Origin of the sequence: Streptomyces sp. NPDC048211 (assembly GCF_043202315.1) — a bacterium.
GTDB lineage: Bacteria > Actinomycetota > Actinomycetes > Streptomycetales > Streptomycetaceae > Streptomyces.
In genome coordinates, this window is record NZ_JBIDAD010000013.1 from 124,028 (window position 1) to 143,188 (window position 19,161).

Below are 19,161 nucleotides of genomic sequence, written 5' to 3' on the forward strand. Positions count from 1 at the left end.
GGTGTACAAATCCCCCCAAACGGTCCAAACCGGGGGGGGGGCCCCCCAAACTTGGGGGGGCCCCACCCCGCGTTATGGCACGGTCAGTTCTCATGTCACCAGCGGTACCAGCGGCCTCGCTTGCCGCCGGAGGCTGTCGGACGGATAACGAATCCGAGCAGCCACACCACCAGCACGATGACGGCTATCCACCAGAGAGCCTTCAGGGCGAATCCGGCACCGAAGAGAAGCAGAGCGAGCAGAAGAACAAGAATGATGGGAACCATGGTTATCGACCTCCGAGGCCTCATGTGCCCCGGTATTCGTTCCCTACTCTCCACCGGTCGACCAACGCTGTCCCCAAGCCCTTTCCGCGCCCGGCGGTTCGCGGTATCGGCGTGGCCGGACGTGACGTGCCTCACTCGTCGTCGTACTCTGTGGCGCATGCGGGGAGAGCGGGGAGAACAACCATGAGTGAGCCCCTGAAGACCTTTGTCGGTGGCGCCGAGGTCGAGGTGCCCAACAGCATCCCGACCATTCGCGACGCCCTGCCGGAGGCGAGACGTGAGGAGTTCGACCGCGCCATCAACGGGGCCGGGGTGCACGAGATCCAGGCCGTGATGCGGCACTGGATGCTGGAGGCCGTACCCGATCCGGAGGCCGAGCGGATCCTGGACCGGCTGGCACGGGACGAGGCCGAGAGGCGGAGCGTCGCTTGAGCTTCCGCATCTCCTACGCGCCCCCCGCCGACGACACCCTGGCCAAGATGCGGGACGGCGACACCTTCCGGGACGAGATGGCACGCACGCTGGGGCGTGAGCCCTACGGGCACGGCTCGTCCGCCGTCAAGGACGAGCACGATCGCCGCGAGGCGACGGTCGCCGGGGCGATCGTGCTCTATTACGTCTCCGGATCGGTCCTGACCGTCACCGTGGTGCGGCTCGTCCCCCTTCCCTGACCGGCACTCAGGCCAGCTTGGCGGACTGCGCGTCGATCACGGCGGTCGGCAGCTCGAAGTCGCCGCCCGCGCCGGACGCGCCCAGGTTGAGCGAGGTCAGCGAGGCGAGCGTGGTGCCCTTGCGGATCTGGATGAGCTTCATCGCGCTCTGCTCGCCGTCCGCCTCGACCGTCACCGTCCAGGCGACCGCTTCCTCGCCGCCCTTGACCGGCACCTCCGCGATCTTGGCGATCTTCTGCTTCGAGCCGGCCGCGGTGAGGGTGAAGCCCGATGCGCACTCGGTCGCGGCGGTCCGCAGACCGGCCAGCGCCTCCTCGGCACCCTTGCCGTCGTACGAGGCGAGCGTGGTGAGCGTCGTCGTGATGTCGAAGGCCGCCTTGAACGCCTCCGCCGGGTCGTCGCTCTCCTTGTCGCCGCCCTTCTGCGGCTCGCTGATGACCTTGCGCTGCGTGGACGCGGCGGGCTTGCCGCCCTTGGCGCCCATCAGGGCGTCGCCGAAGACGTCGCAGGCGGCCTTGTCGGCGGTGACGTCCTCGGCGGCGATGTTGTCCGCCGGACCGGCCTTGGTGATCTTGTGGCCCTTGACGTCACCCTGTGCCAGCGAGGCCTTCTCCAGCTCGGCTGCGGTCAGCGCCTTGGCGGCGGAGGTGTCCGCGCCCTTGTCCGCGGGCTTCGCGGAAGCGGAGCTGCCCGCCTTGTCGTTGTCCTTGTCCGCGTCCGAACCGCAGGCCGCGGTGAGCAGGGCCAGGGACATCACGGTGGCGGCAACGGCGGTACGGCGTATGGCAGTGGGTCGCATGGCCCGTCCTTCTGTCTCAAGGTGTTTCGCCCGCACGAGAGCGGCCGGCACCGGGTTCGGCGCGGCGGTGAGAAATCGTGGGGGTTTGCCAACTCTATGAGCAGGCTGTGGTTTGGCAATCCGTCAAAGCGGGCATCGCCCGTGATCGTGACGACGTCGTGATCACCCTGCGAAAGCTCTGAACTGGGCATTTGGCACAGACAGCAGCAACACGGCCCGGGTGACCGCGCGAAGGGAGCTCTCTGATGCCGATGGATTCCGCCCTGTCCGCCCTGCTCGGTTCCGTGGGCGTGACGCCGGAGCTGGTCGCCTCGTGCGAGCCGCTGTCCGGGGGCACGTACAACGCCGTCACCCGCGTCGCTCTCACCGACGGGCGCCGGTGGGTGGTGAAGACCCCACCGCCGGTGGCCACGAGTTGTCTCGCCTACGAGCGCGATCTGCTGGTCAACGAGGTCGCGTTCTACACCGCGGCGGCCCCCCTCGCCGAGGAGACCGCCGTCCCCGCCCTCATACACAGCGGACTCGACCCGGCCGCCCCCACAGGCGCGTACGTGATCATGACGGAGCGCCCCGGGCAGCCCTGGCACGAGGTCGCCGGCGCCCTGGCCGACGGTGAGGCGCAGCGGCTGCGCACGGAACTCGGGCGGATCGTCGGCCGGCTGCACACCGTGCCGGGGCCTGGCGGCTTCGGCTACCCGTCCGCGGCGCTCGGCCCGTTGGCGCCCACGTGGCGGGGCGCGTTCACGGCGATGACCGGTGCGGTGCTGGACGACGCGGAGACGTACGGGGCGCGGCTGCCGCGCACGGTCGCGGACATCCGCCGCCGCCTGGACGCCGCTTCGTCCGTGCTGGACGACGTGAGGCGCCCCGCCCTGGTCCACTTCGACCTCTGGCAGGGCAACGTCCTGGTCGCCGGGGCGCCGGGGGTGCGGCGGATCGGGGGGATCATCGACGGTGAGCGGATGTTCTGGGGCGACCCGGCCGCCGACTTCGTGTCGCTCGCCCTGTTCGGGGACATGGAGGAGGACAAGGAATTCCTCGCCGGTTACGGGGAGTCGGCGCCGGGCGGGCCGGTGGAGTTCGACGGCTCGTTGCGACTGCGGCTCGCGCTGTACCGCGCGTACCTCTACCTGATCATGCTGGTGGAGACGGTGCCCCGGAAGGCGGACTCCCAGCAGCTCGCGTGGACGTGGCGCGAGGTGGCTCCGCGGCTCGAAGCGGCTCTCGACGACGTGGAGTCGGCGCCGCGGTCCTGAAGTCGACCGCGGCGCCGGCTCCCGTGTCCTTCAGCGCCCCAGCGTCCGCTGGGCGTCGTGCAGGTTGGCCGGGCGGACGGCCTCCGGGGTTCCGTACGCCTCCAGGCGGGTGTGCAGGTCGCCGGTGAAGTCGGGGACGTCGATCTGGTCGAACTCCGTCACCTCGCTCACGCCGACGGTCGCGCTGTACGGGGCGAGGCCGTCGATCCGCATGAGCCCGGCCCGGCCGTTGGTGACGCGGATGTTCCAGTGGGTGAAGCGGGCACCGAACAGCGGTCCGGCGCTCGCGTCGCCGCCGTGGCGCCCGTTGTTGTTCACGGTGATGTCGGTGCGAACGTTGGCGAACGGCATTCCGCGGTGCGAGTCGAAGGTGCCCATCTCCATCACGCCCCGCGACCAGACGTTGTGGCTGGACAGGCCCTCGACGTTGATGCCGTGCAGCTGGGTCCCGGCGGGTGCCGGGACGGTGCGCTGCTCGATGGTGAAGTCCTCGATCAGGTTGTCGTGGCTGCCCTCGCGGCAGTAGTACGGGTGGTGCGAGCCGCGCCCGGCGACCTTCGTGCGGCGCAGGGTGCAGGCGGAGGCGCCGATGAGGCCGAAGCCGTTGTCGACGTGGCGGACGGTGATGTCGTCGGCCCAGCAGTCGTACGCGCACTGGAACGCGACGCCGTTGTACCCCTTGTCCAGCAGGTGCGGCGACTGCGGGGTCTCGACCGCTTCGAGGGTGAGGCCTTCGACGCCGGAGCCGGTGAGCGGGGTGGCGAGGGTGGTCAGGCGCGGGTCCCACTCGGGGCGGACGTCGAGCGGGAGGGGGCGCTCCAGGGTGACCTCGCGGCCGTGCACGGCGGTGATGCGGACCGGCCACTCATAGGGGACGTACGAGGTGAGCTTCGTCTTGTCGTCCCAGTAGTACGCCTCGGGGCCGGCGCCGCCGCCCGCCATGTGCTCCAGGAGGGTGTGGGCGGAGTCGTCGGCGAGGCGGAGCAGGACGAGTGCGCCGCGCTTCAGTGTGCGGGCGTCGGCGACGGTGATCGTGCGGTCGCCGAGGCGGGCGGGGGCGACGGTGGTCAGGGTCTGCCACGCGTCGCGCTTGTTGCCGGTCCATCCCTCGAAGGGCCAGTCCTTCGCCTTGATGGCGTCGGTGAGTGAGGTCCAACGGGCTTCGGGGCAGAGCCAGATGAGGCCGCCGGCCCAGGACCAGCTGGACTTGTCGCCGCCGTAGCGGCTGCCGTACGCGCCGATGAGCTCGGTGAGGTTCTTCGTCGCGTGCAGCACGGTGCGGCCGCTGCCCGCGCCGCGCAGCACGACGTCGCTGTGGCCGATGCGGATGATGTCGTCGATGCGGTACGTGCCCTCGGGGACGATCACCGTGCCGCCGCCGCGCTCCCCGGCGGCGGCGAGGGCGCGGTTGATCGCGGGGGCGGCGTCGGCGGAGCCGTCCGGCTCGGCGCCGTGGTCCAGGACGTTGACGGTGAAGCCGTGGCCGGTGCGGTGGCGGGGCAGGTCCGAGCCGCCTCGGTAGCCGGCCCGACCGATGAACGGGATCTGCGGGTGCGTGAAGGGCGCCGCGGCGAACTCCCGCCAGAGCGGGGTGGGCTGCGGCCGGCTGCCGCTGGCGGCGCTTCTGCCCGCGGCGCGAGCCGTCCCGCCGCCCAGTGTTCCCGTCGCCGCGGCCGCGGCGACGGCCACCGCGCTGCCGAGCAGTCCACGCCTGCTGAGGTTCCTCTGCGTCGCCTTGGTCGCCATGAGCTCGATCCGCCTTCCATGATTTTCACGGATGTGAACGATGTTCATATGTGAGTCGGCGGTGAGCATGCCACGAGCCCCGGGCACGACGAAAGAGTCGCGCACCGGGGAATCTCACCAGCAGTGTTCGAACGGGGAACCGTCGGGACCGGAAACGTTCAGGCAGGAAACCGTCGGACGGCAGCGGTCAGTTGGCGGGTCGCTGGGTCAGGTGCGTGAACGCTTCCAGATTGCGCGTGGACTCACCCCGCGACACCCGCCACGCGTACTCCTTGCGGATCGCGCTCGCGAATCCGAGTTCGAGCAGGGGGTTGAAGGCGCCGTCGGCGGCCTCCAGGACCGCGCCGAGCAGCCGGTCCAGCTCCCCGGGGGTCACCACGGAGAGCGGCAGCTTGCCGACGAGGTAGATGTCCCCGAGCGAGTCGATCGCGTAACTCACGCCGAAGAGACGGAGGTTGTGCTCCAGCAGCCAGCGGTGCACCGCCGCGTCGTTCTCGTCGGGGTGCCGGATGACGAAGGCGTTGAGGGACAGCGCGTGCGCGCCGACGATGAGCGAGCAGGTGGTGGCCAGCTTGCGGGTGCCGGGCAGCTGGACGACGTAACTGCCGGGCGCGGGGCTCTCCCAGTCGAGTCCGGCATCCTTCAGCGTCGCCTCGATGACGCGCGCGACCTGTGTGACCTGCGGCGTCGCCGCTTCCTCGGGTACGTCAGCCATGAAGCGAGCGTACGCCCGCCGGATGGCGGCACACGTACCGCACTACGCCCGTCCGGCAGCGTCACGGGTACGGCGGCGCGCCCGTCGGACAGCGTCAGAGGTGTCGCAGCGCGCCCGTCGGGTGGCGGCGCCCGTCGGTGGCAGCCTGCCCGCGTGCTGGCCCCACCCGTGGTGCGGCGGCGCGCTGGCCCCACCCGTGGTGCGGCCCGCGTGCTGCGGCCTCACCCGTGGTGTGCGCGCACCCGGCGTCGGTGGTCCTGCATCGCCTCGGTGTACACGTCCGCGGTCGCCGCCGCCGCCGTGTCCCAGCCGAAGCGCTGCGCGTGCGCGGCCGCCGCGCCGCCCATCCGCTCGACGAGATCCGGCGCGAGGGCGAAGCGGTGGAGCGCGCGGGCGTACGCCTCCGGGTCGTGGCCGGGGATCAGGAAGCCGCTGACCTCGTCCCGGACCGCCACCGGCAGACCGCCCACGGCCGCCGCGACGACCGGGGTGCCGGCCGCCTGGGCCTCTATGGCGACCAGACCGAAGGACTCGCTGTACGAGGGCATGACCAGCACGGACGCGGCCCGGAACCAGTCGGCGAGCTGGTCCTGCCCGACCGGCGGGTGGAACCGTACGACGTCCGCGATACCGAGCCGGGCGGCCAGCTTCTGGAGCCCCTCCGGCTTGGCCAGCCCGCTGCCGCTGGGGCCACCGACGATCGGCACGACGATCCGGGAGCGCAGCGACGGGTCCCGGTCCAGCAGGGCGGCGACGGCGCGCAGCAGCACGTCAGGGGCCTTCAGCGGCTGGATGCGGCCCGCGAAGAGCGGGATCAGGGCGTCCTGCGGCAGTCCGAGGCGCGCGCGGGCCGCGGCGCGTCCGTCGGCGGGGCGGAAGCGGTCGAGGTTGACGCCGGGGTGGACGACGGCGACGCCGCCCGGATCGGCGTCGTAGAAGCGGACGAGCTCGTCCGCCTCCTCGGCGGTGTTGGCGATCAGCCGGTCGGAGGCGCGCACGATCTGGGTCTCACCGATGACGCGGGCGGCGGGCTCGGGGGTGTCGCCCTCGGCGAGCGCCGCGTTCTTGACCTTCGCCATGGTGTGCATGGCGTGGACGAGCGGGACGCCCCAGCGCTGCGCGGCGAGCCAGCCGACCTGGCCGGAGAGCCAGTAGTGGGAGTGGACCAGGTCGTAGTAGCCGGGGCGCTGGCCGGCCCACGCCTGCATCACGCCGTGCGTGAAGGCGCAGAGCTGGGCGGGCAGCTCCTCCTTGGCCAGGCCCTCGTACGGCCCCGCGTCGACGTGCCGGACCAGGACGCCGGGCGACATCTCGACCACCGGCGGCAGCGCCCCGGTGGTGGCGCGGGTGAAGATCTCGACTTCGATGTTGATCGCGGCCAGGCGCTTGGCGAGCTCCACGATGTACACGTTCATACCGCCCGCGTCGCCCGTCCCGGGCTGGTGCAGCGGAGAGGTGTGCACGGAGAGCATCGCGATCCGGCGCGGCTTGCGATGCCCGCCGGGGAAGGAGCCGGTGAAGCCTGCGGGGAACCTGAGACGCGGTGCGACACGGCTGCTGCCGAGCCGGGAGACGTACTGGCTCACGTCGTCCGGTCCTCCTCACTCAGGGCACTGGTACCGACTCGCTCACGGGCATGGCACCGAAGGGGCACAGGGCCCCTTCGAAGGTCTGGAACAGTGGAACCCCCTCCTTTCATTTCCGCTTTGCCAAATCATTACGCTACGGCTCCGGCGCGTCGCCGGGGCCGCGCGCACACGGGTGGGGTCGTTACGCTCTGTGTCATGCGCCCGATCGGCACCGCGACCCGCGGGACCACCAATCCGAACCGGCTGCGCCGCATGGACCGCTGGATCGCCGCCACGCACGGCCCCGCCCTGCGCCGCGCCGACGCCCCCGTGGCGGTCGACCTCGGGTACGGCGCCGCGCCCTGGACCGCCGTCGAGCTGCTGGAGCGTCTGCGCACCGCCGAGCCGCGCACCCGCGTGGTCGGCATCGAGATCTCCCCGGAGCGCGTCGAGGCGGCGCGGCCGTACGAGCGCGAGGGCCTCACCTTCCGGCACGGCGGCTTCGAGATCCCGCTGCCGGAGCGGCCCGCGCTGATCCGGGCGGCGAACGTGCTGCGCCAGTACGACGAGGGCGAGGTGGCCGCCGTCTGGCAGCGGCTGTGCGGCCGGCTCGCCCCGGGCGGCCTACTGGTGGAGGGCACCTGCGACGAGATCGGGCGCCGCCATGTGTGGGTGGCGCTGGGTCCGGAGGGGCCTCGCACGGTGACCTTCGCGACCCGGCTCGGCTCCCTGGACCGGCCGTCCGACCTCGCGGAGCGGCTGCCCAAGGCGCTGATCCACCGCAATGTGCCGGGTGAACCCGTCCACGCGTTCCTGCGCGACTTCGACCGGGCCTGGGCCGCCGCCGCGCCGTACGCCTCGCTGGGCGCCCGGCAACGCTGGATCACGGCCGTGCGCGCACTGTCGGGCACATGGCCGCTGACGGACGGCGTACGGCGCTGGCGCCAGGGCGAAGTGACGGTGAAATGGTCGGCACTCCGGCCCGAGCGGTAGCCCAACACGCGGCAAACGAGGTGAATTACCCCGGCGCCGGGAACGTCGGCACGGCATCGTTCGTCCCAGAAGAGGGGGCAGGACCAGGGAAGCCGGTCCTGGAGTGACGCGGGGGTCCCACGATCCTGCACAGATGTGTCTGCCTCTGTTGCTTTTCGGTAGGGCATGGCACGATCTCGTCGGCATCATAAGTTACTGACGGTAAATCAGATCCGTGGGGATCCACTCGGAGGGGGAGCTTCGTGTACCGACGCCACTGTGCCGCTGCCGCGATCACTCTGGTCTGCGCGATGGCCGTACTGGCCTCGCCGGTCCAGGCCTTCGCGGCACCCGCTCCCCCCTCGCCCGCCCCGGCCCCTTCGGGGAAGAAGAGCCTCGAAGAGGTGCGCCAGGAGATCGACGGCCTCTACCGGGCCGCCGGGTCGGCCACGGACGCGTACAACCTCGCCGAGGAGAAGGCCGAGAAGCAGTCGGGCGAGATCGTCAAGCTGGCCCAGGCCATAGTCGAGGGCCAGGCGAAGATCGCCGAGCTCAAGGACAGGGCGGGCGCCCAGGCCCGCGACGAGTACCGCAACGCCGGACTGCCGCCGGGCGCCCGCCTCATGCTCAGCGGCGACCCGCAGCTCTTCCTGGACGGGGTCAGCCGGACCCGCCAGGGCCAGAAGGCCACCAAGGGCCTCCTCGGGGAACTGAACAGGACCCAGGAGGACTTGGAGACGTACACGCAGGACGCGAGCACCAACTGGACGAAGCTCGAAGCCAATCGCGTCAAGCAGGCCAAGGCCAAGAAGAAGATCAACGCGCAGATCGCGGCGGCGAAGAAGCTGGAGTCCCAGCTGGAGAAGGAGGAGCGCGCCCGGCTCCTCCAGCTGGAGGAGGAGGCGGAGTACAAGTCGCAGACCGCCTGGCTGAGCTCCGGCGCGCTGAAGGAGATCAACCGCGAGGCGAGCGCCGGCGGCAAGAAGGCCGTGGCCTTCGCGACCGCCAAGATCGGCCTGCCGTACGTGTGGGGGGCCGAGGGCCCCAAGTCGTACGACTGCTCCGGGCTGACCTCCCAGGCCTGGGCGGCCGCCGGACGGCCGATCCCGCGCACCTCGCAGGAGCAGTGGCGGCAGCTGCCGCACATCGCGATCAAGGACATGCGCCCCGGCGACCTGATCATCTACCACGCTGACGCCAGCCATGTCGGGATGTACATCGGCGACGGCGCGATCGTGCACGCCCCGCGCCCCGGCCGCAACGTCACACTCGCCGGGGCGGGCTCGATGGAGATCCTCGGAGTGGTCCGCCCGGACAAGTAGCCAGGGGCCTCTCCCCCGCCCCGCGCACCCCCGCCACGCACCCCGGACACGCCTCGCGGGAAGCTGCGTGAGCGGCGCCACTTCACCCGGGGAGGCGGGCGTGACCTTTGTCATGCCGCCCCGGGCGCCCCGGGGCGGGCACATCGCGCCTGATCCGTGACCTGACGCGGCTTATGGCGGTGCATATGCCGGAGGCCGAGTGCCGTGCACCATTCCGTTCCCGCATCCCGTACCGCTATCGTCCCCGTCTGGCGGGTCGTCGATCGTCGTCCCGCCGCGCCCTCGGGGGGAGGGAAGGAAACCCGAACCGATGCCCGTACCCGTACCGCAGCAGCGTGCCGTTCCCGCTGCGGAGGCCAGCAGTGGCACCGACCTCACCCTTCTGGTGATCGAGGACGACCCGGCGGGCACCTTCAGCGTCCCGGAACTCTCCGCCGCGACCGGCGCCCGGGTCCGGATCCGCTCCGCCCGCAATCTGACCGAGGCGGGCCGGCTCCTCACCGACGACGTGGACTGCATCCTGCTGGACCTGGCCCTGCCGTCCGGCACCGAGACGCGCGGCGACCGGGACGCGGAGGCCGACGGGCTCGCCACGCTCAAGCACGTCCTGCAGATCGCGCCCCGGCACGCCGTGCTCGCCCTCACGGCGGAGGACGACGCCGAGCTGGCCGCCGAAGCGGTACGGGTGGGGGCGCAGGACTACCTCTTCCGCGGCGAGCTGGACGGGCGGCTGCTCAGCCGCGCCATCCGCTACGCGGTCGAACGCAAACGCGCCGACGTCACCCAGCACAAGCTCACCGAGTCTCGGCTGCGCGCCCAGGAGAACGCCCGCCTGGAGCGCGGCCTGCTGCCCACCCCGCTGCTCGACGGCTCCGATCTGCACTTCGCGGCCCGCTACCGCCCCGGCCGCAGCCGCGCGCTGCTCGGCGGCGACTTCTACGACACGGTCCGCACGCCCGACGGCACGGTGCACGTGATGATCGGCGACGTCTGCGGCCACGGCCCGGACGAGGCGGCCCTCGGCGTCGAACTGCGCATCGCGTGGCGGGCGTTGACACTGGCCGGACTCTGCGGCGACGAACTGCTCTCCACCCTCCAGCAGGTCCTGGAGCACGAACGGGAGAGCGAGGAGATCTTCGCGACGCTCTGCACCGTCGACATCGCCCCCGACGGCCGCCGCGCGGGCCTGTGCCTGGCCGGCCACCCCGCGCCCCTGATCGCCCGCCAGGGCCGGGCCGCGCACCTGCTTCCGTACGAGGACGGCGGACCGGCGCTCGGTCTGCTGCCGCGCGCACGCTGGCCGCGCCGGCAGGTGGAACTGGGCGGCTCCTGGAGCCTGATGATGTACACGGACGGACTCATCGAGGGCCGCGTCGGCAACGGCACGCAGCGCCTCGGCCAGGACGGCATGGTCGCGATGATCAACCGCCAGCTGTCCGAGGGCCTGACCGGCGAGGACCTCCTGGAGGCGGCGGTCGCGCACGTCCGGGAACTGAACGGCGGCGAACTCACCGACGACGTCGCGGTCCTGCTGCTCGACCGCGACCAGGACACCGCGCGCGACGCCCCCCGCCCCCGGGCCCTGAACGGCGACCGGGGCCGGAGCATCCCACGCCCCCGCCCCGGACAGATCTCACCCGCAGGCGCTCAACGCCCGCCGTTGTAGGGCCCGTACGGCCCGTCGCTGCTGGAGCCGCCGCCACGGCGGCCACCGCCCGAGACCGCCTTGAGCGCGGGCCGTACGTCCACGAAGAACACGATGGACGCGACCAGCCCGGCGAGCTGCACGAACAGCATGGGAACCCAGAGGTTCACCACCACCGCGATGCCGAGGATGATCAGCCAGAAGGACTTCTTCTGCTTGTCCGCGGCACGGTAGGCGTCCTCGCGGGCGATCGCGGCCATGATCAGCGCGACCACGGCGAGGACGAGCATGGCCGTGTAGATCAGCCCGAGGAATGAGTTGAAGCCTTCGAGCAACATGATGTGCACCGCCTAATGAGTGAGTGAGCGCCTCGCGGCCAAGGTACCGGGACAACGAACGGGGATCATCGAATGGTGCCCGCCCGCCGCCCCGGCACACCTGCCGGGCATCGCACAGCTACTTGGCGGAGGGCGGCGTGGTCTTCTTCGCGGCGGGCTTGCGCGCGGGCGCCTTCTTGGCGGGCGCGGGCGACGGCTTGGCCTCGGCCTTGACGGTCCTGGGCGCGGGCTTGGCCGGCGCCGGCTTGGCGGCGGACTTCGGCTCGGCCTTGACCGTCTGAGGCTTCGACTCCTTGCGCGGCTCGACGACGACGGCGATCTCGACGATCTCCTCGGCGGTCTCGCCCCGCCACGTCCGCACGGTCTGCTCGCCGCGCTCGGCGACCTTCTCGTACGTCTCCCGGGCCCGGACGGCGTACTCCGCGGCCACGCCGACGCTGCGCAGCGCCAGGTCCTGCGCACTCTCGCCGAGCTTCTTCAGGTCGGTGTCGAACGCCCCGATCACCTCGGTGACCTTGGCGGAGAGGGTGGCCTGCGCCTCCTTGGCCTGCCCGGCCACCTTCTCCTGCACGGCCTTGGGGTCGGTGTTGCGCACGGCCTCGATACGCTCCGGCGCCTCGGCACGCAGCTGCTCGATCAGGGCCGGAACCTTCCGGGCCTGCTGCACGGCGAGATCGGCCGTGCCGGCGGCGAAGTAGAGGGGGGTCGGGTCGGTGAGGGTCTTACGCAGGTCATCGGTGATGGCCATGACTGTGGTCCTCCCGGATCATCAGACTCAGTGTGAGGGTTTTGAAGGCTTTGAACCTGTATCGGCAGCACTGCCGTCGGCACTGAAGGGCGCATCCGCACCGGACGCACGCCCCTCGTCGTCCGAGGAGTCGCCCACGGGCTCGTCCTCGAACCCGTTCTCCTTGCGGAAGGAGGCGTAGATCTGCAGCAGTACGCTCTTCTGCCGCTCGTTGATCGACGGATCGGCCAGGATCACCGCCCGCGTCTCCAGCTCCTCCCGCTCCCGCTCATCCAGGATCCCGGCCCGTACGTACAGGGTCTCGGCGGAGATCCGCAGCGCCTTGGCCACCTGCTGGAGGACCTCGGCGCTGGGCTTGCGCAGCCCGCGCTCGATCTGGCTGAGATAGGGATTGGACACCCCGGCGGCATCGGCGAGCTGCCGCAGCGACAGCTGCGCCGTACGGCGCTGCTCGCGCAGGTACTCGCCGAGATTGCCGACGTTGAGTGAGGCCATGTCCCGATAGTGGACCCGCCTTGCTAACTTTTGCAAGCAGGCGCTTGCAAAAGTGTTCCGTACCACTCGGACGGGGCACGGTGGCTCACGGGGCGCGGCGCAGACGTGCGGGAGCGGCCGGGTGCGGAGCGGGCCTCAGGGACGTGTCGCCGTCCGGACGAGGTCGGCGACGGCGCGGGACCGGCAGTGCGGAGCCCAGGCGATCACCGTGGTGACGGTCGGCGCGTCCAGCACCGGCACGGCCGCGAGGTCGTCGTGCAGTTGGGCTCGGCACGACTCCGGTGAGACCGCGCAGGCACGGCCGAGCGCGACGAGTTGCAGCAACTGCGCGTGGTCGCGGACCTGTGGGCCGGGGCCGGGCGGATAGGTGCCGTCGGGGCCGGGCCAGCGCGGCAGGGGCAGGCCCGGCAGCTCGGCGATATCGGCCATGCGCACATGGTCCCGGGCGGTGAGCGGATGCCCGGACGGCAGGACCACGACCTGGCCCTCCGTGCCGAGCTCTTCCACGTCGAACCCCGCCGTCGAGTCGAACGGCCGGTGCAGCAGCGCCACGTCGGCCCGGCCCTCGCGCAGGATTCGCTGCTGCTCGGCCGGGCCGCACAGGATCACGTCGACGGGGACCGCGCCCGGTTCGGCGGCGTACGCGTCGAGCAGTCCCGCCAGCAGCTCCCGGGACGCGCTGGCCTTCGTCACCAGGGTCAGGCCGGGGCCGCCGGTCGCGGAGAGGGCGGCGCGGCGGGTCCGGCGCTCGGCGGCGTCGACCGCGTCGAGGGCCGCCCGGCCCTCGGCCAGCAGCACCGCGCCGGCCTCGGTCAGCGTGACCGTGCGACTGGTGCGGTCCAGCAGCACGGTCCCGAGCCTGCGTTCGAGCTGCTGGATCGCCCGCGACAACGGCGGCTGCGCCATCCTGAGCCGCTGCGCGGCGCGCCCGAAGTGCAGCTCCTCTGCGACAGCGACGAAGTAGCGCAGTTCCCGGGTCTCCATACCGCCACGGTAACCCGGATCAATACCCTGGAGGTATCGGTGCCCACCCGGTCGGTCTTGGACCCCCGGCGGACCCCGGGGGCAGCATGGTTCCCATGAGCGAACAGACGATCGCGCTGGTCACGGGCGCGAACAAGGGAATCGGCTACGAGATCGCCGCGGGCCTGGGCGCCCTCGGCTGGAGCGTCGGCGTCGGCGCCCGGGACGCCCGGCGCCGTGAGGCGGCGGTCGAGAAACTGCGTGCGGGCGGCGCCGACGCGTTCGGCGTACCGCTGGACGTGACCGACGAGGCGAGCGTGACCGCCGCCGCGCGGCTGATCGAGGAGCGGGCGGGACGCCTCGACGTACTCGTCAACAACGCCGCCATCACCGGCGGGATGCCGCAGGAGCCCACCCGGGTCGATCCCGCCACCATCCGGACGGTCGTGGAGACCAACGTGATCGGCGTCATCCGTGTCACCAACGCGGTGCTGCCGCTTCTGCGCCGCTCCGCCTCACCACGGATCGTGAACATGTCCAGCAGTGTCGGCTCCCTGACCCGGCAGTCGGGAACCGCCGCCGAGCAGACGACGGGTCCGGTGGCCGTGGCCTACGCCCCGTCGAAGACGTTCCTGAACGCCGTCACCCTGCAGTACGCCCGGGAGTTCAGCGGCACGAACATCCTGATCAACGCCGCCTGCCCCGGCTACGTCGCGACCGATCTCAACGGCTTCCGCGGCGTGCGCACCCCCGAACAGGGCGCGGCGATCGCCATCGAGCTGGCGACCCTGCCCGACGACGGCCCGACCGGCGGGTTCTTCGAGGAAGCCGGCGCACTGCCCTGGTGAAGTGCTCCGCCCCCGGTGGACTGCCCCGCGGCCGTCAGCCGCCGGACCCGGCCGGACGCCCGGCCCGCCCGTCAGACGGCCGCCCCGGGGGCCCGTCCGACCGGGCCCGGCTGCGTGCATGTGCATGACGTACGGGCAGTAGGCTTCCGGCCTCTTCCCGTATCGCCGTCCACCATGGAGCACACCGTGGCCATAGCCCGTTCGTCCGCAGCAATCCGGAGCCTCACGGCCGTAGCGGCCGGGGTGCTGCTGGCCGGCTGTTCGGGCTCCGTCAGCATCGGGAACTCCGAGCCGAAGCTCTCCAAGGAGAAGCTGGGCACCACCGTCGCCAAGAAGCTCGCCGCCATGACGGGCCAGCCGACTCCGGACGTCACCTGCCCCGAGGATCTCGTCGGGAAGGTCGGCACCAAGACCCGGTGCACGCTCACGGCCGCCGACGGCAGCACCCTGGGTGTGTCGGTGACCGTCACCTCCGTCGTCGACAAGCAGATCAACTTCGACATCAAGGCCGACGAGACCGTGACCCCCGCCGCCAAGTGACGGGTCAGCCGTCCATCGCCACCTGGTAGAAGGCCGCGAGCGCACCATCGACGGGGTGCGGCTGCGGCCGGCCGGCGGAGTCGAGCCTGTTCCACCTCTGCGCGTTCACCGCGACGGCCATCTGCCGCCGGCCGTCGGCGCGGGTCATGGCCAGCGCGCCGCCGCCCCAGACCGTGCCGCCGTGCCCCCAGAAGGTTCCCTGCCCGGAGGCGTCCTGCCCCGGGCCCTCCATCGGGTGCAGGCCGAGGCCGTACTCGATCACCCTCCCCTCCTGGGAGACGACCGGGACGGTGCGCCGCATCTCCTCCAGCGACGACGGACCGACGATCTTTCCGGCCAGCAGGGCGTCGTAGAACCGGTTGAGGTCCGCGACGGTCGATATCAGCGAGGCCGCCGGGCCCACCCATGACATGTCGTAGACGCTGTAGTCGCGCGGCGGGTCGATCATGCCGAACCACGACTCGTAGAGCTGCGAGTGCGGCCCGTCGATGTGCGTTCCGGCGGGGAGGGCGGTGTCCCGCAGCCCCGCACGCTCGATGACGTCGCGGGTGATGCAGCGCTCGGCCGTGGTGCCGGTCACCTGTTCCAGGAGCTGGACGAGGAGCAGGTAGTTGGTGTTCGAGTACAGACCGGGCGTGGAGCCCGGGGCTCCGGCGGCGGGGGCGGACACCCCCATCCCGATCAGGTCGACGGGGTCGAACCGCGTGAACCGGTGGTCATCCAGGCTCTGCGGTCCGGTTTCCGCGAGGACGGGAAACGCCTTGAGGGACGGATAGGCGTACGGGAGGTACTCGGCGAGTCCGCTGGTGTGATTGAGCAGCATCCGCACCGTGATCGCGTCACCGCGCTCTCCGGGAACCAGTTCGGGGAGGTACCGGCCGATCGCCGCGTCGAGACCGATCCGGCCGCGCTCGACCTGTTGCAGCACCGCGGCAGCGGTGAAGGTCTTGGTGATGCTGCCGACGCGGTGCCGCATGCCCGCGGTGACGGGACGGCCGGTGGAGACGTCGGCGACCCCGGCCGCGCCGCGCCAGACCTGGTCGCCGTCGCGCACCTCCGCGAACAGGCCCGGCAGCCCGGCGCGGTGGACGTCTTCGATGGCCGCGTCCAGCGCGGCGGAATCCAGTGTGCTCTTCACGTCATGCGTCCTTCCGTCTTCCCCGGGTGAGCGCCGCTTCGGGCACCCGGCCCGGGACAACAGGGCACGAGCGGCATGCCGGACCACCTCTCACCGGCGTCCGGCACGTCCATGTCCTCATTATGCACGCGGTGCGTGCAACACCAAGTGCATGCGTTAGGCTGAGAGCCGGAAAGAGGAACGGGAGGAGCGGAATGGCAGGCCGAAGGCGTTGGTCGACCGAAGAGATCCTGGACGCGGCGGCGGAGCTGCTGCGCACGAGCGACGCGGACTCGTTCAGCGTGCGCAAGCTGGCCTCGGCTCTCGGGACCGATTCCTCCAGCCTCTACCGGCACTTCCGCAGCAAGACCGAACTGCTGCGCGCGGTCGCCGACCGGATCCTCCTGGCCGCGATGGACGGCTACCGCGCCGAGGGCGACTGGAAGCAGCGCATCACGGCACTCGCCCTGCGCCTGCGGGACGCCTTCGGCCGGCAGCCGCAACTCGCCGCGGTCTGGGGACGTTACGCGTCGAGCGGCACCGGCTCCCGGATGGTCATGGAGGAGGTGCTGCAGGCGCTGCGCGCGTCGGGACTGCCCGACGAGGAGATCCCCGTGCGCTATCACCGGATCGCGGTCCTCATCGCGGCGCTGATCGCCTCCGAGGCGGGGGGCAGCACGGTCGGCCCGGAGGAGCACGAGCAGGGCATGGAGCTGTTCCGCGTGGCGGTGCTGGGCGCCGACCCCGAACGCTTCCCGGCCCTGGCCCACTTCGCCCGCGACGTCCGCCCCCTCGGCATGGACCGCCGCGCCGCGTTCGAGGAACTCCTCGGCGCCCAGCTCGACCAGATCGAGGGCGTCGTCCGCGCGGACGGCGCCGCCCGGACGTCGGCCTCCTGAGGGCTGTCCCGAGGGCTGTCCCGCCCGGAACCGCACGCCGCCCGCGCGCACCGCACAGCTCAGACGCCGGTTCGACCGGCGCCCGGACCGGTCAGGCGGGCCGCGCGCTGCGGAAAGCGCGCCGGTAGCTGTCCGGCGGGACGCCGACGATCTTCTTGAACTGGCGGCGGAGCGTCGTGGCGGTCCCCATGCCGACGGCCCGGGCCACCGCCTCGACGCTCTCGTCGGTGGCCTCCAGCAACTCCTGGGCACGGCGCACCCGCTGGATCAGGAGCCACTGGATCGGTGACTGCCCGATCACCGCCCGGAACTGCCGCCCGAGGTGCCGCGGGCTCGTGTTCGCCTCCCGCGCCATGTCGGTCACGGACAACGGCTGGTCCAGCCGCTGCTGGACCCAGGCGAGCAACTGGGCGAGCGCGTGGTCGCCCGAGACCTGCACCGGAGTGGACACGAACTGGGCCTGGCCGCCCGGCCGGTGGGGTTGCATGACGAGGCGGCGCGCGACCGAGTTGGCGACGGCCGCCCCGTGGTCGAGGTGGATCAGGTGCAGGCAGAGGTCCACGGCGGCGGCCTTGCCCGCGGACGTGAGCACGCTGCCGTTGTCGGTGTACAGGACGTCCGGGTCGACCTCGGCCCGCGGATGGCGGGCGCTCAGCTCGGCGGCGTGGGCCCAGTGGGTGGTGGCCCGCCGGCCGTCCAGCAGGCCCGCGGCGCCGAGCACGAACGCCCCGGTGCACAGCGAGGCGACCCGCGCACCCGCCTCGTGCGCCGCGCGCACCGCCTCGACCAGCTCCACCGGCGGTGGTACGTCGACGTCGACGCACGCCGGAACGATCACGGTGTCGGCGGCCACCACCCGGTCCAGCCCGTGCTCGGGCTCGACCTTGAACGGACCGACCCGCACGGGACCCGGCCCGCAGAGCTGTACGTCGTACCAGCCGTCCGTCGCCTCGCGCGGCGGGTTGCCGAAGATCTCGTACGCCACCGCCAGTTCGAAGTGCAGCAGCTCACCGGCGGTCACCAGCGCGACAGTTGGCATGTCCGAAAGTGTACGCATGATGTCGGTCCGGACCCTCACGGCCGGGCACCGCCCGCCCAGAGACTGAACACCTCGGCACAACGGGCCGAGTCACCGGGTCAAGGGGCGGGAAACATGAGTACAGGGGCTGCGGTAGTGGTCTACGGGGCGACCGGGCACACCGGCCGTTTCATCGTCGCCGAGCTGCGCCGGCGCGGCTTCACCCCGGTCGTCTCCGGCCGGAACGCGGCCCGCCTGGAGGCGCTGGCGGCCGAGTGGGGGGACGTGGAGGTGCGACCGGCCGACGTGGACGACGCGGACGCGCTGGACCGGGCCCTCGCCGGGGCGGCTGCCGTCATCAACTGCGCCGGGCCCTTCGCGGTGACCGGCGGCCCGGTCGTCGAGGCGGCCCTGCGGGCGGGGATCCCGTACGTCGACGTCGCGGCGGAGATCGAGGCGAACGTCGCGATGTTCGCCGAGCACACGGAGGCGGCCCTGAGGTCGGGCACCCCGGTGGTGCCGGCGATGGCCTTCTACGGCGGCCTCGGCGACCTGTTGGTCACCGCGGCGATGGGCGGGTGGACGGCCGCCGACTCGGTGGACGTGGCCTATGGACTGAGCAGTTGGCGTCCGACGGCGGGCACCCGGGAGGCCGGGCAGGTCTCCCACGAGCGCCGCGCCGGGCGCCGGGTGCGGTTCACGGACGGCGCGCTGCGCTACCACGACGACACGGTGTCGCGGGAGGAGTGGCTCTTCCCCGAACCCCTGGGGCGGCGCGCGGTGATCGCGGAGTTCACCATGGCCGACGTCGTCACCGTCCCCAGCCATGTGAAGGTGCCCGAGGTCCGCACCCACATGTCCGTGGAGGCGGCGGGCGACCTGGCCGCGAAGGACACCCCGGCGCCGGAGGCGGTCGACGCGCTGGGGCGCTCGGACCAGACGTTCGTCGTCGACGTCCTGGTCCGCGCGGATGGCGTGGAGCGCCGCGCCACGGCGCGCGGCCAGGACATCTACGCGGTCACCGCGCCCCTAGCGGTGGAGGCCGTCGCACGCATCCTGTCCGGCCGCACCCGGAGTACGGGGGTGGCCTCGGCCGGGGCGATGTTCGACGCGGCGGACTTCCTCCGCTCGCTGGCCCCGTACGTGACGGTCGACCTCCCGGCCTGACCCCGCCCCGCGTCGCCCCGCCCCGCCCCGCAGCGGACCCGCGTGGCCCGGCTGGCAGGATCGCCTCC

At 72.0% G+C, this 19,161-nt stretch carries 21 protein-coding genes; 10 read left to right on the plus strand and 11 right to left on the minus strand.

Annotation, left to right across the window (positions count from 1 at the left end):
* Positions 1-95: 95 nt before the first annotated feature.
* Positions 96-266 (minus strand): hydrophobic protein, encoded by a 171-nt coding sequence (locus tag ACGFZA_RS35345; RefSeq protein ID WP_266780819.1) that lies wholly within the window; start codon positions 264-266, stop codon positions 96-98.
* A gap of 183 nt (positions 267-449) precedes the next feature.
* On the opposite strand from ACGFZA_RS35345, the gene ACGFZA_RS35350 reads away from it, so the two are divergent.
* Entirely contained in the window at positions 450-698 is a 249-nt protein-coding gene (locus ACGFZA_RS35350) for a hypothetical protein (protein ID WP_385285774.1), read from the plus strand.
* Entirely contained in the window at positions 695-937 is a 243-nt protein-coding gene (locus ACGFZA_RS35355) for a hypothetical protein (protein ID WP_385285775.1), read from the plus strand. Before ACGFZA_RS35350 ends, ACGFZA_RS35355 begins: the two co-directional genes overlap by 4 nt.
* Positions 938-944: 7 nt before the next feature.
* Here ACGFZA_RS35355 and ACGFZA_RS35360 read toward each other — a convergent pair whose 3' ends face one another.
* Complete coding sequence (locus ACGFZA_RS35360; protein WP_393684577.1) at positions 945-1,736, minus strand: hypothetical protein; 792 nt, start codon at positions 1,734-1,736, stop codon at positions 945-947.
* A gap of 245 nt (positions 1,737-1,981) precedes the next feature.
* Here ACGFZA_RS35360 and ACGFZA_RS35365 point away from each other — a divergent pair, with 245 nt between their 5' ends.
* Complete coding sequence (locus ACGFZA_RS35365) at positions 1,982-2,992, plus strand: phosphotransferase family protein (RefSeq protein ID WP_393684579.1); 1,011 nt, start codon at positions 1,982-1,984, stop codon at positions 2,990-2,992.
* 30 nt (positions 2,993-3,022) lie between these two features.
* Here the strand turns inward: ACGFZA_RS35365 and ACGFZA_RS35370 are convergent, their stop codons facing one another.
* From ACGFZA_RS35370 to mshA, 3 genes are all read right to left on the minus strand, one after another.
* On the minus strand, positions 3,023-4,738 hold the full coding sequence (locus tag ACGFZA_RS35370; RefSeq protein WP_393684581.1) for a glycosyl hydrolase family 28-related protein: 1,716 nt from the start codon (positions 4,736-4,738) through the stop codon (positions 3,023-3,025).
* Between the two features lie 187 nt (positions 4,739-4,925).
* A complete protein-coding gene (locus tag ACGFZA_RS35375) occupies positions 4,926-5,453 on the minus strand; it encodes a YbjN domain-containing protein (protein WP_393684583.1) in 528 nt (175 codons plus the stop codon).
* A gap of 221 nt (positions 5,454-5,674) precedes the next feature.
* Positions 5,675-7,039, minus strand: coding sequence for a D-inositol-3-phosphate glycosyltransferase (mshA, locus tag ACGFZA_RS35380; protein WP_385285783.1), 1,365 nt, complete (start codon positions 7,037-7,039; stop codon positions 5,675-5,677).
* A 198-nt stretch (positions 7,040-7,237) separates the two neighbouring features.
* On the opposite strand from mshA, the gene ACGFZA_RS35385 reads away from it, so the two are divergent.
* The 3 genes from ACGFZA_RS35385 (at position 7,238) to ACGFZA_RS35395 (ending at position 10,981) form a co-directional block, all read left to right on the plus strand.
* Positions 7,238-8,014, plus strand: a complete 777-nt coding sequence (locus ACGFZA_RS35385; RefSeq protein WP_393684586.1) for a class I SAM-dependent methyltransferase — start codon at positions 7,238-7,240, stop codon at positions 8,012-8,014.
* 242 nt (positions 8,015-8,256) lie between these two features.
* Complete coding sequence (locus ACGFZA_RS35390) at positions 8,257-9,315, plus strand: C40 family peptidase (RefSeq protein WP_385285786.1); 1,059 nt, start codon at positions 8,257-8,259, stop codon at positions 9,313-9,315.
* Between the two features lie 310 nt (positions 9,316-9,625).
* Positions 9,626-10,981: a PP2C family protein-serine/threonine phosphatase gene (locus ACGFZA_RS35395; protein ID WP_385285787.1), complete on the plus strand. Its 1,356-nt coding sequence runs from the start codon at positions 9,626-9,628 to the stop codon at positions 10,979-10,981.
* On the opposite strand, the gene ACGFZA_RS35400 is transcribed toward ACGFZA_RS35395, so the two are convergent.
* The 4 genes from ACGFZA_RS35400 to ACGFZA_RS35415 form a co-directional block, all read right to left on the minus strand.
* Positions 10,963-11,298, minus strand: a complete 336-nt coding sequence (locus tag ACGFZA_RS35400; protein ID WP_385285788.1) for a DUF2516 family protein — start codon at positions 11,296-11,298, stop codon at positions 10,963-10,965. The genes ACGFZA_RS35395 and ACGFZA_RS35400 overlap by 19 nt on opposite strands.
* 118 nt (positions 11,299-11,416) lie before the next feature.
* On the minus strand, positions 11,417-12,046 hold the full coding sequence (locus ACGFZA_RS35405; RefSeq protein WP_385285789.1) for a hypothetical protein: 630 nt from the start codon (positions 12,044-12,046) through the stop codon (positions 11,417-11,419).
* 27 nt (positions 12,047-12,073) lie between these two features.
* A complete protein-coding gene (locus ACGFZA_RS35410; RefSeq protein ID WP_385285791.1) occupies positions 12,074-12,541 on the minus strand; it encodes a helix-turn-helix domain-containing protein in 468 nt (155 codons plus the stop codon).
* A gap of 135 nt (positions 12,542-12,676) precedes the next feature.
* Positions 12,677-13,525 carry a LysR family transcriptional regulator gene (locus ACGFZA_RS35415; protein WP_393684589.1) on the minus strand — a complete coding sequence of 283 codons (849 nt, stop codon included), beginning with the start codon at positions 13,523-13,525 and terminating at the stop codon, positions 12,677-12,679.
* A 95-nt stretch (positions 13,526-13,620) separates the two neighbouring features.
* On the opposite strand from ACGFZA_RS35415, the gene ACGFZA_RS35420 reads away from it, so the two are divergent.
* Both ACGFZA_RS35420 and ACGFZA_RS35425 read left to right on the plus strand, forming a co-directional pair.
* Positions 13,621-14,352: an SDR family NAD(P)-dependent oxidoreductase gene (locus ACGFZA_RS35420; RefSeq protein WP_393684591.1), complete on the plus strand. Its 732-nt coding sequence runs from the start codon at positions 13,621-13,623 to the stop codon at positions 14,350-14,352.
* A gap of 186 nt (positions 14,353-14,538) precedes the next feature.
* A complete protein-coding gene (locus tag ACGFZA_RS35425) occupies positions 14,539-14,892 on the plus strand; it encodes a DUF4333 domain-containing protein (RefSeq protein WP_385285795.1) in 354 nt (117 codons plus the stop codon).
* Positions 14,893-14,896: 4 nt separating this feature from the next.
* Here ACGFZA_RS35425 and ACGFZA_RS35430 read toward each other — a convergent pair whose 3' ends face one another.
* Entirely contained in the window at positions 14,897-16,030 is a 1,134-nt protein-coding gene (locus ACGFZA_RS35430) for a serine hydrolase domain-containing protein (protein ID WP_393684594.1), read from the minus strand.
* Between the two features lie 194 nt (positions 16,031-16,224).
* On the opposite strand from ACGFZA_RS35430, the gene ACGFZA_RS35435 reads away from it, so the two are divergent.
* A complete protein-coding gene (locus tag ACGFZA_RS35435) occupies positions 16,225-16,908 on the plus strand; it encodes a TetR/AcrR family transcriptional regulator (RefSeq protein ID WP_385285797.1) in 684 nt (227 codons plus the stop codon).
* Positions 16,909-16,999: 91 nt separating this feature from the next.
* Here the strand turns inward: ACGFZA_RS35435 and ACGFZA_RS35440 are convergent, their stop codons facing one another.
* Entirely contained in the window at positions 17,000-17,947 is a 948-nt protein-coding gene (locus ACGFZA_RS35440) for a GlxA family transcriptional regulator (RefSeq protein WP_393684596.1), read from the minus strand.
* Between the two features lie 114 nt (positions 17,948-18,061).
* On the opposite strand from ACGFZA_RS35440, the gene ACGFZA_RS35445 reads away from it, so the two are divergent.
* Positions 18,062-19,093, plus strand: coding sequence for a saccharopine dehydrogenase NADP-binding domain-containing protein (locus tag ACGFZA_RS35445; RefSeq protein WP_385285800.1), 1,032 nt, complete (start codon positions 18,062-18,064; stop codon positions 19,091-19,093).
* The last annotated feature ends 68 nt before the right edge of the window (positions 19,094-19,161 follow it).

Coding starts and splice junctions, on each gene's coding strand:
- ACGFZA_RS35345 (WP_266780819.1), bottom strand. CDS start 266: ATGGTTCCCATCATTCTTGTTCTTCTGCTCGCTCTGCTTCTCTTCGGT.
- ACGFZA_RS35350 (WP_385285774.1), top strand. CDS start 450: ATGAGTGAGCCCCTGAAGACCTTTGTCGGTGGCGCCGAGGTCGAGGTG.
- ACGFZA_RS35360 (WP_393684577.1), bottom strand. CDS start 1,736: ATGCGACCCACTGCCATACGCCGTACCGCCGTTGCCGCCACCGTGATG.
- ACGFZA_RS35365 (WP_393684579.1), top strand. CDS start 1,982: ATGCCGATGGATTCCGCCCTGTCCGCCCTGCTCGGTTCCGTGGGCGTG.
- ACGFZA_RS35370 (WP_393684581.1), bottom strand. CDS start 4,738: ATGGCGACCAAGGCGACGCAGAGGAACCTCAGCAGGCGTGGACTGCTC.
- ACGFZA_RS35375 (WP_393684583.1), bottom strand. CDS start 5,453: ATGGCTGACGTACCCGAGGAAGCGGCGACGCCGCAGGTCACACAGGTC.
- ACGFZA_RS35385 (WP_393684586.1), top strand. CDS start 7,238: ATGCGCCCGATCGGCACCGCGACCCGCGGGACCACCAATCCGAACCGG.
- ACGFZA_RS35395 (WP_385285787.1), top strand. CDS start 9,626: ATGCCCGTACCCGTACCGCAGCAGCGTGCCGTTCCCGCTGCGGAGGCC.
- ACGFZA_RS35400 (WP_385285788.1), bottom strand. CDS start 11,298: ATGTTGCTCGAAGGCTTCAACTCATTCCTCGGGCTGATCTACACGGCC.
- ACGFZA_RS35405 (WP_385285789.1), bottom strand. CDS start 12,046: ATGGCCATCACCGATGACCTGCGTAAGACCCTCACCGACCCGACCCCC.
- ACGFZA_RS35410 (WP_385285791.1), bottom strand. CDS start 12,541: ATGGCCTCACTCAACGTCGGCAATCTCGGCGAGTACCTGCGCGAGCAG.
- ACGFZA_RS35415 (WP_393684589.1), bottom strand. CDS start 13,525: ATGGAGACCCGGGAACTGCGCTACTTCGTCGCTGTCGCAGAGGAGCTG.
- ACGFZA_RS35420 (WP_393684591.1), top strand. CDS start 13,621: ATGAGCGAACAGACGATCGCGCTGGTCACGGGCGCGAACAAGGGAATC.
- ACGFZA_RS35435 (WP_385285797.1), top strand. CDS start 16,225: ATGGCAGGCCGAAGGCGTTGGTCGACCGAAGAGATCCTGGACGCGGCG.
- ACGFZA_RS35440 (WP_393684596.1), bottom strand. CDS start 17,947: ATGCCAACTGTCGCGCTGGTGACCGCCGGTGAGCTGCTGCACTTCGAA.
- ACGFZA_RS35445 (WP_385285800.1), top strand. CDS start 18,062: ATGAGTACAGGGGCTGCGGTAGTGGTCTACGGGGCGACCGGGCACACC.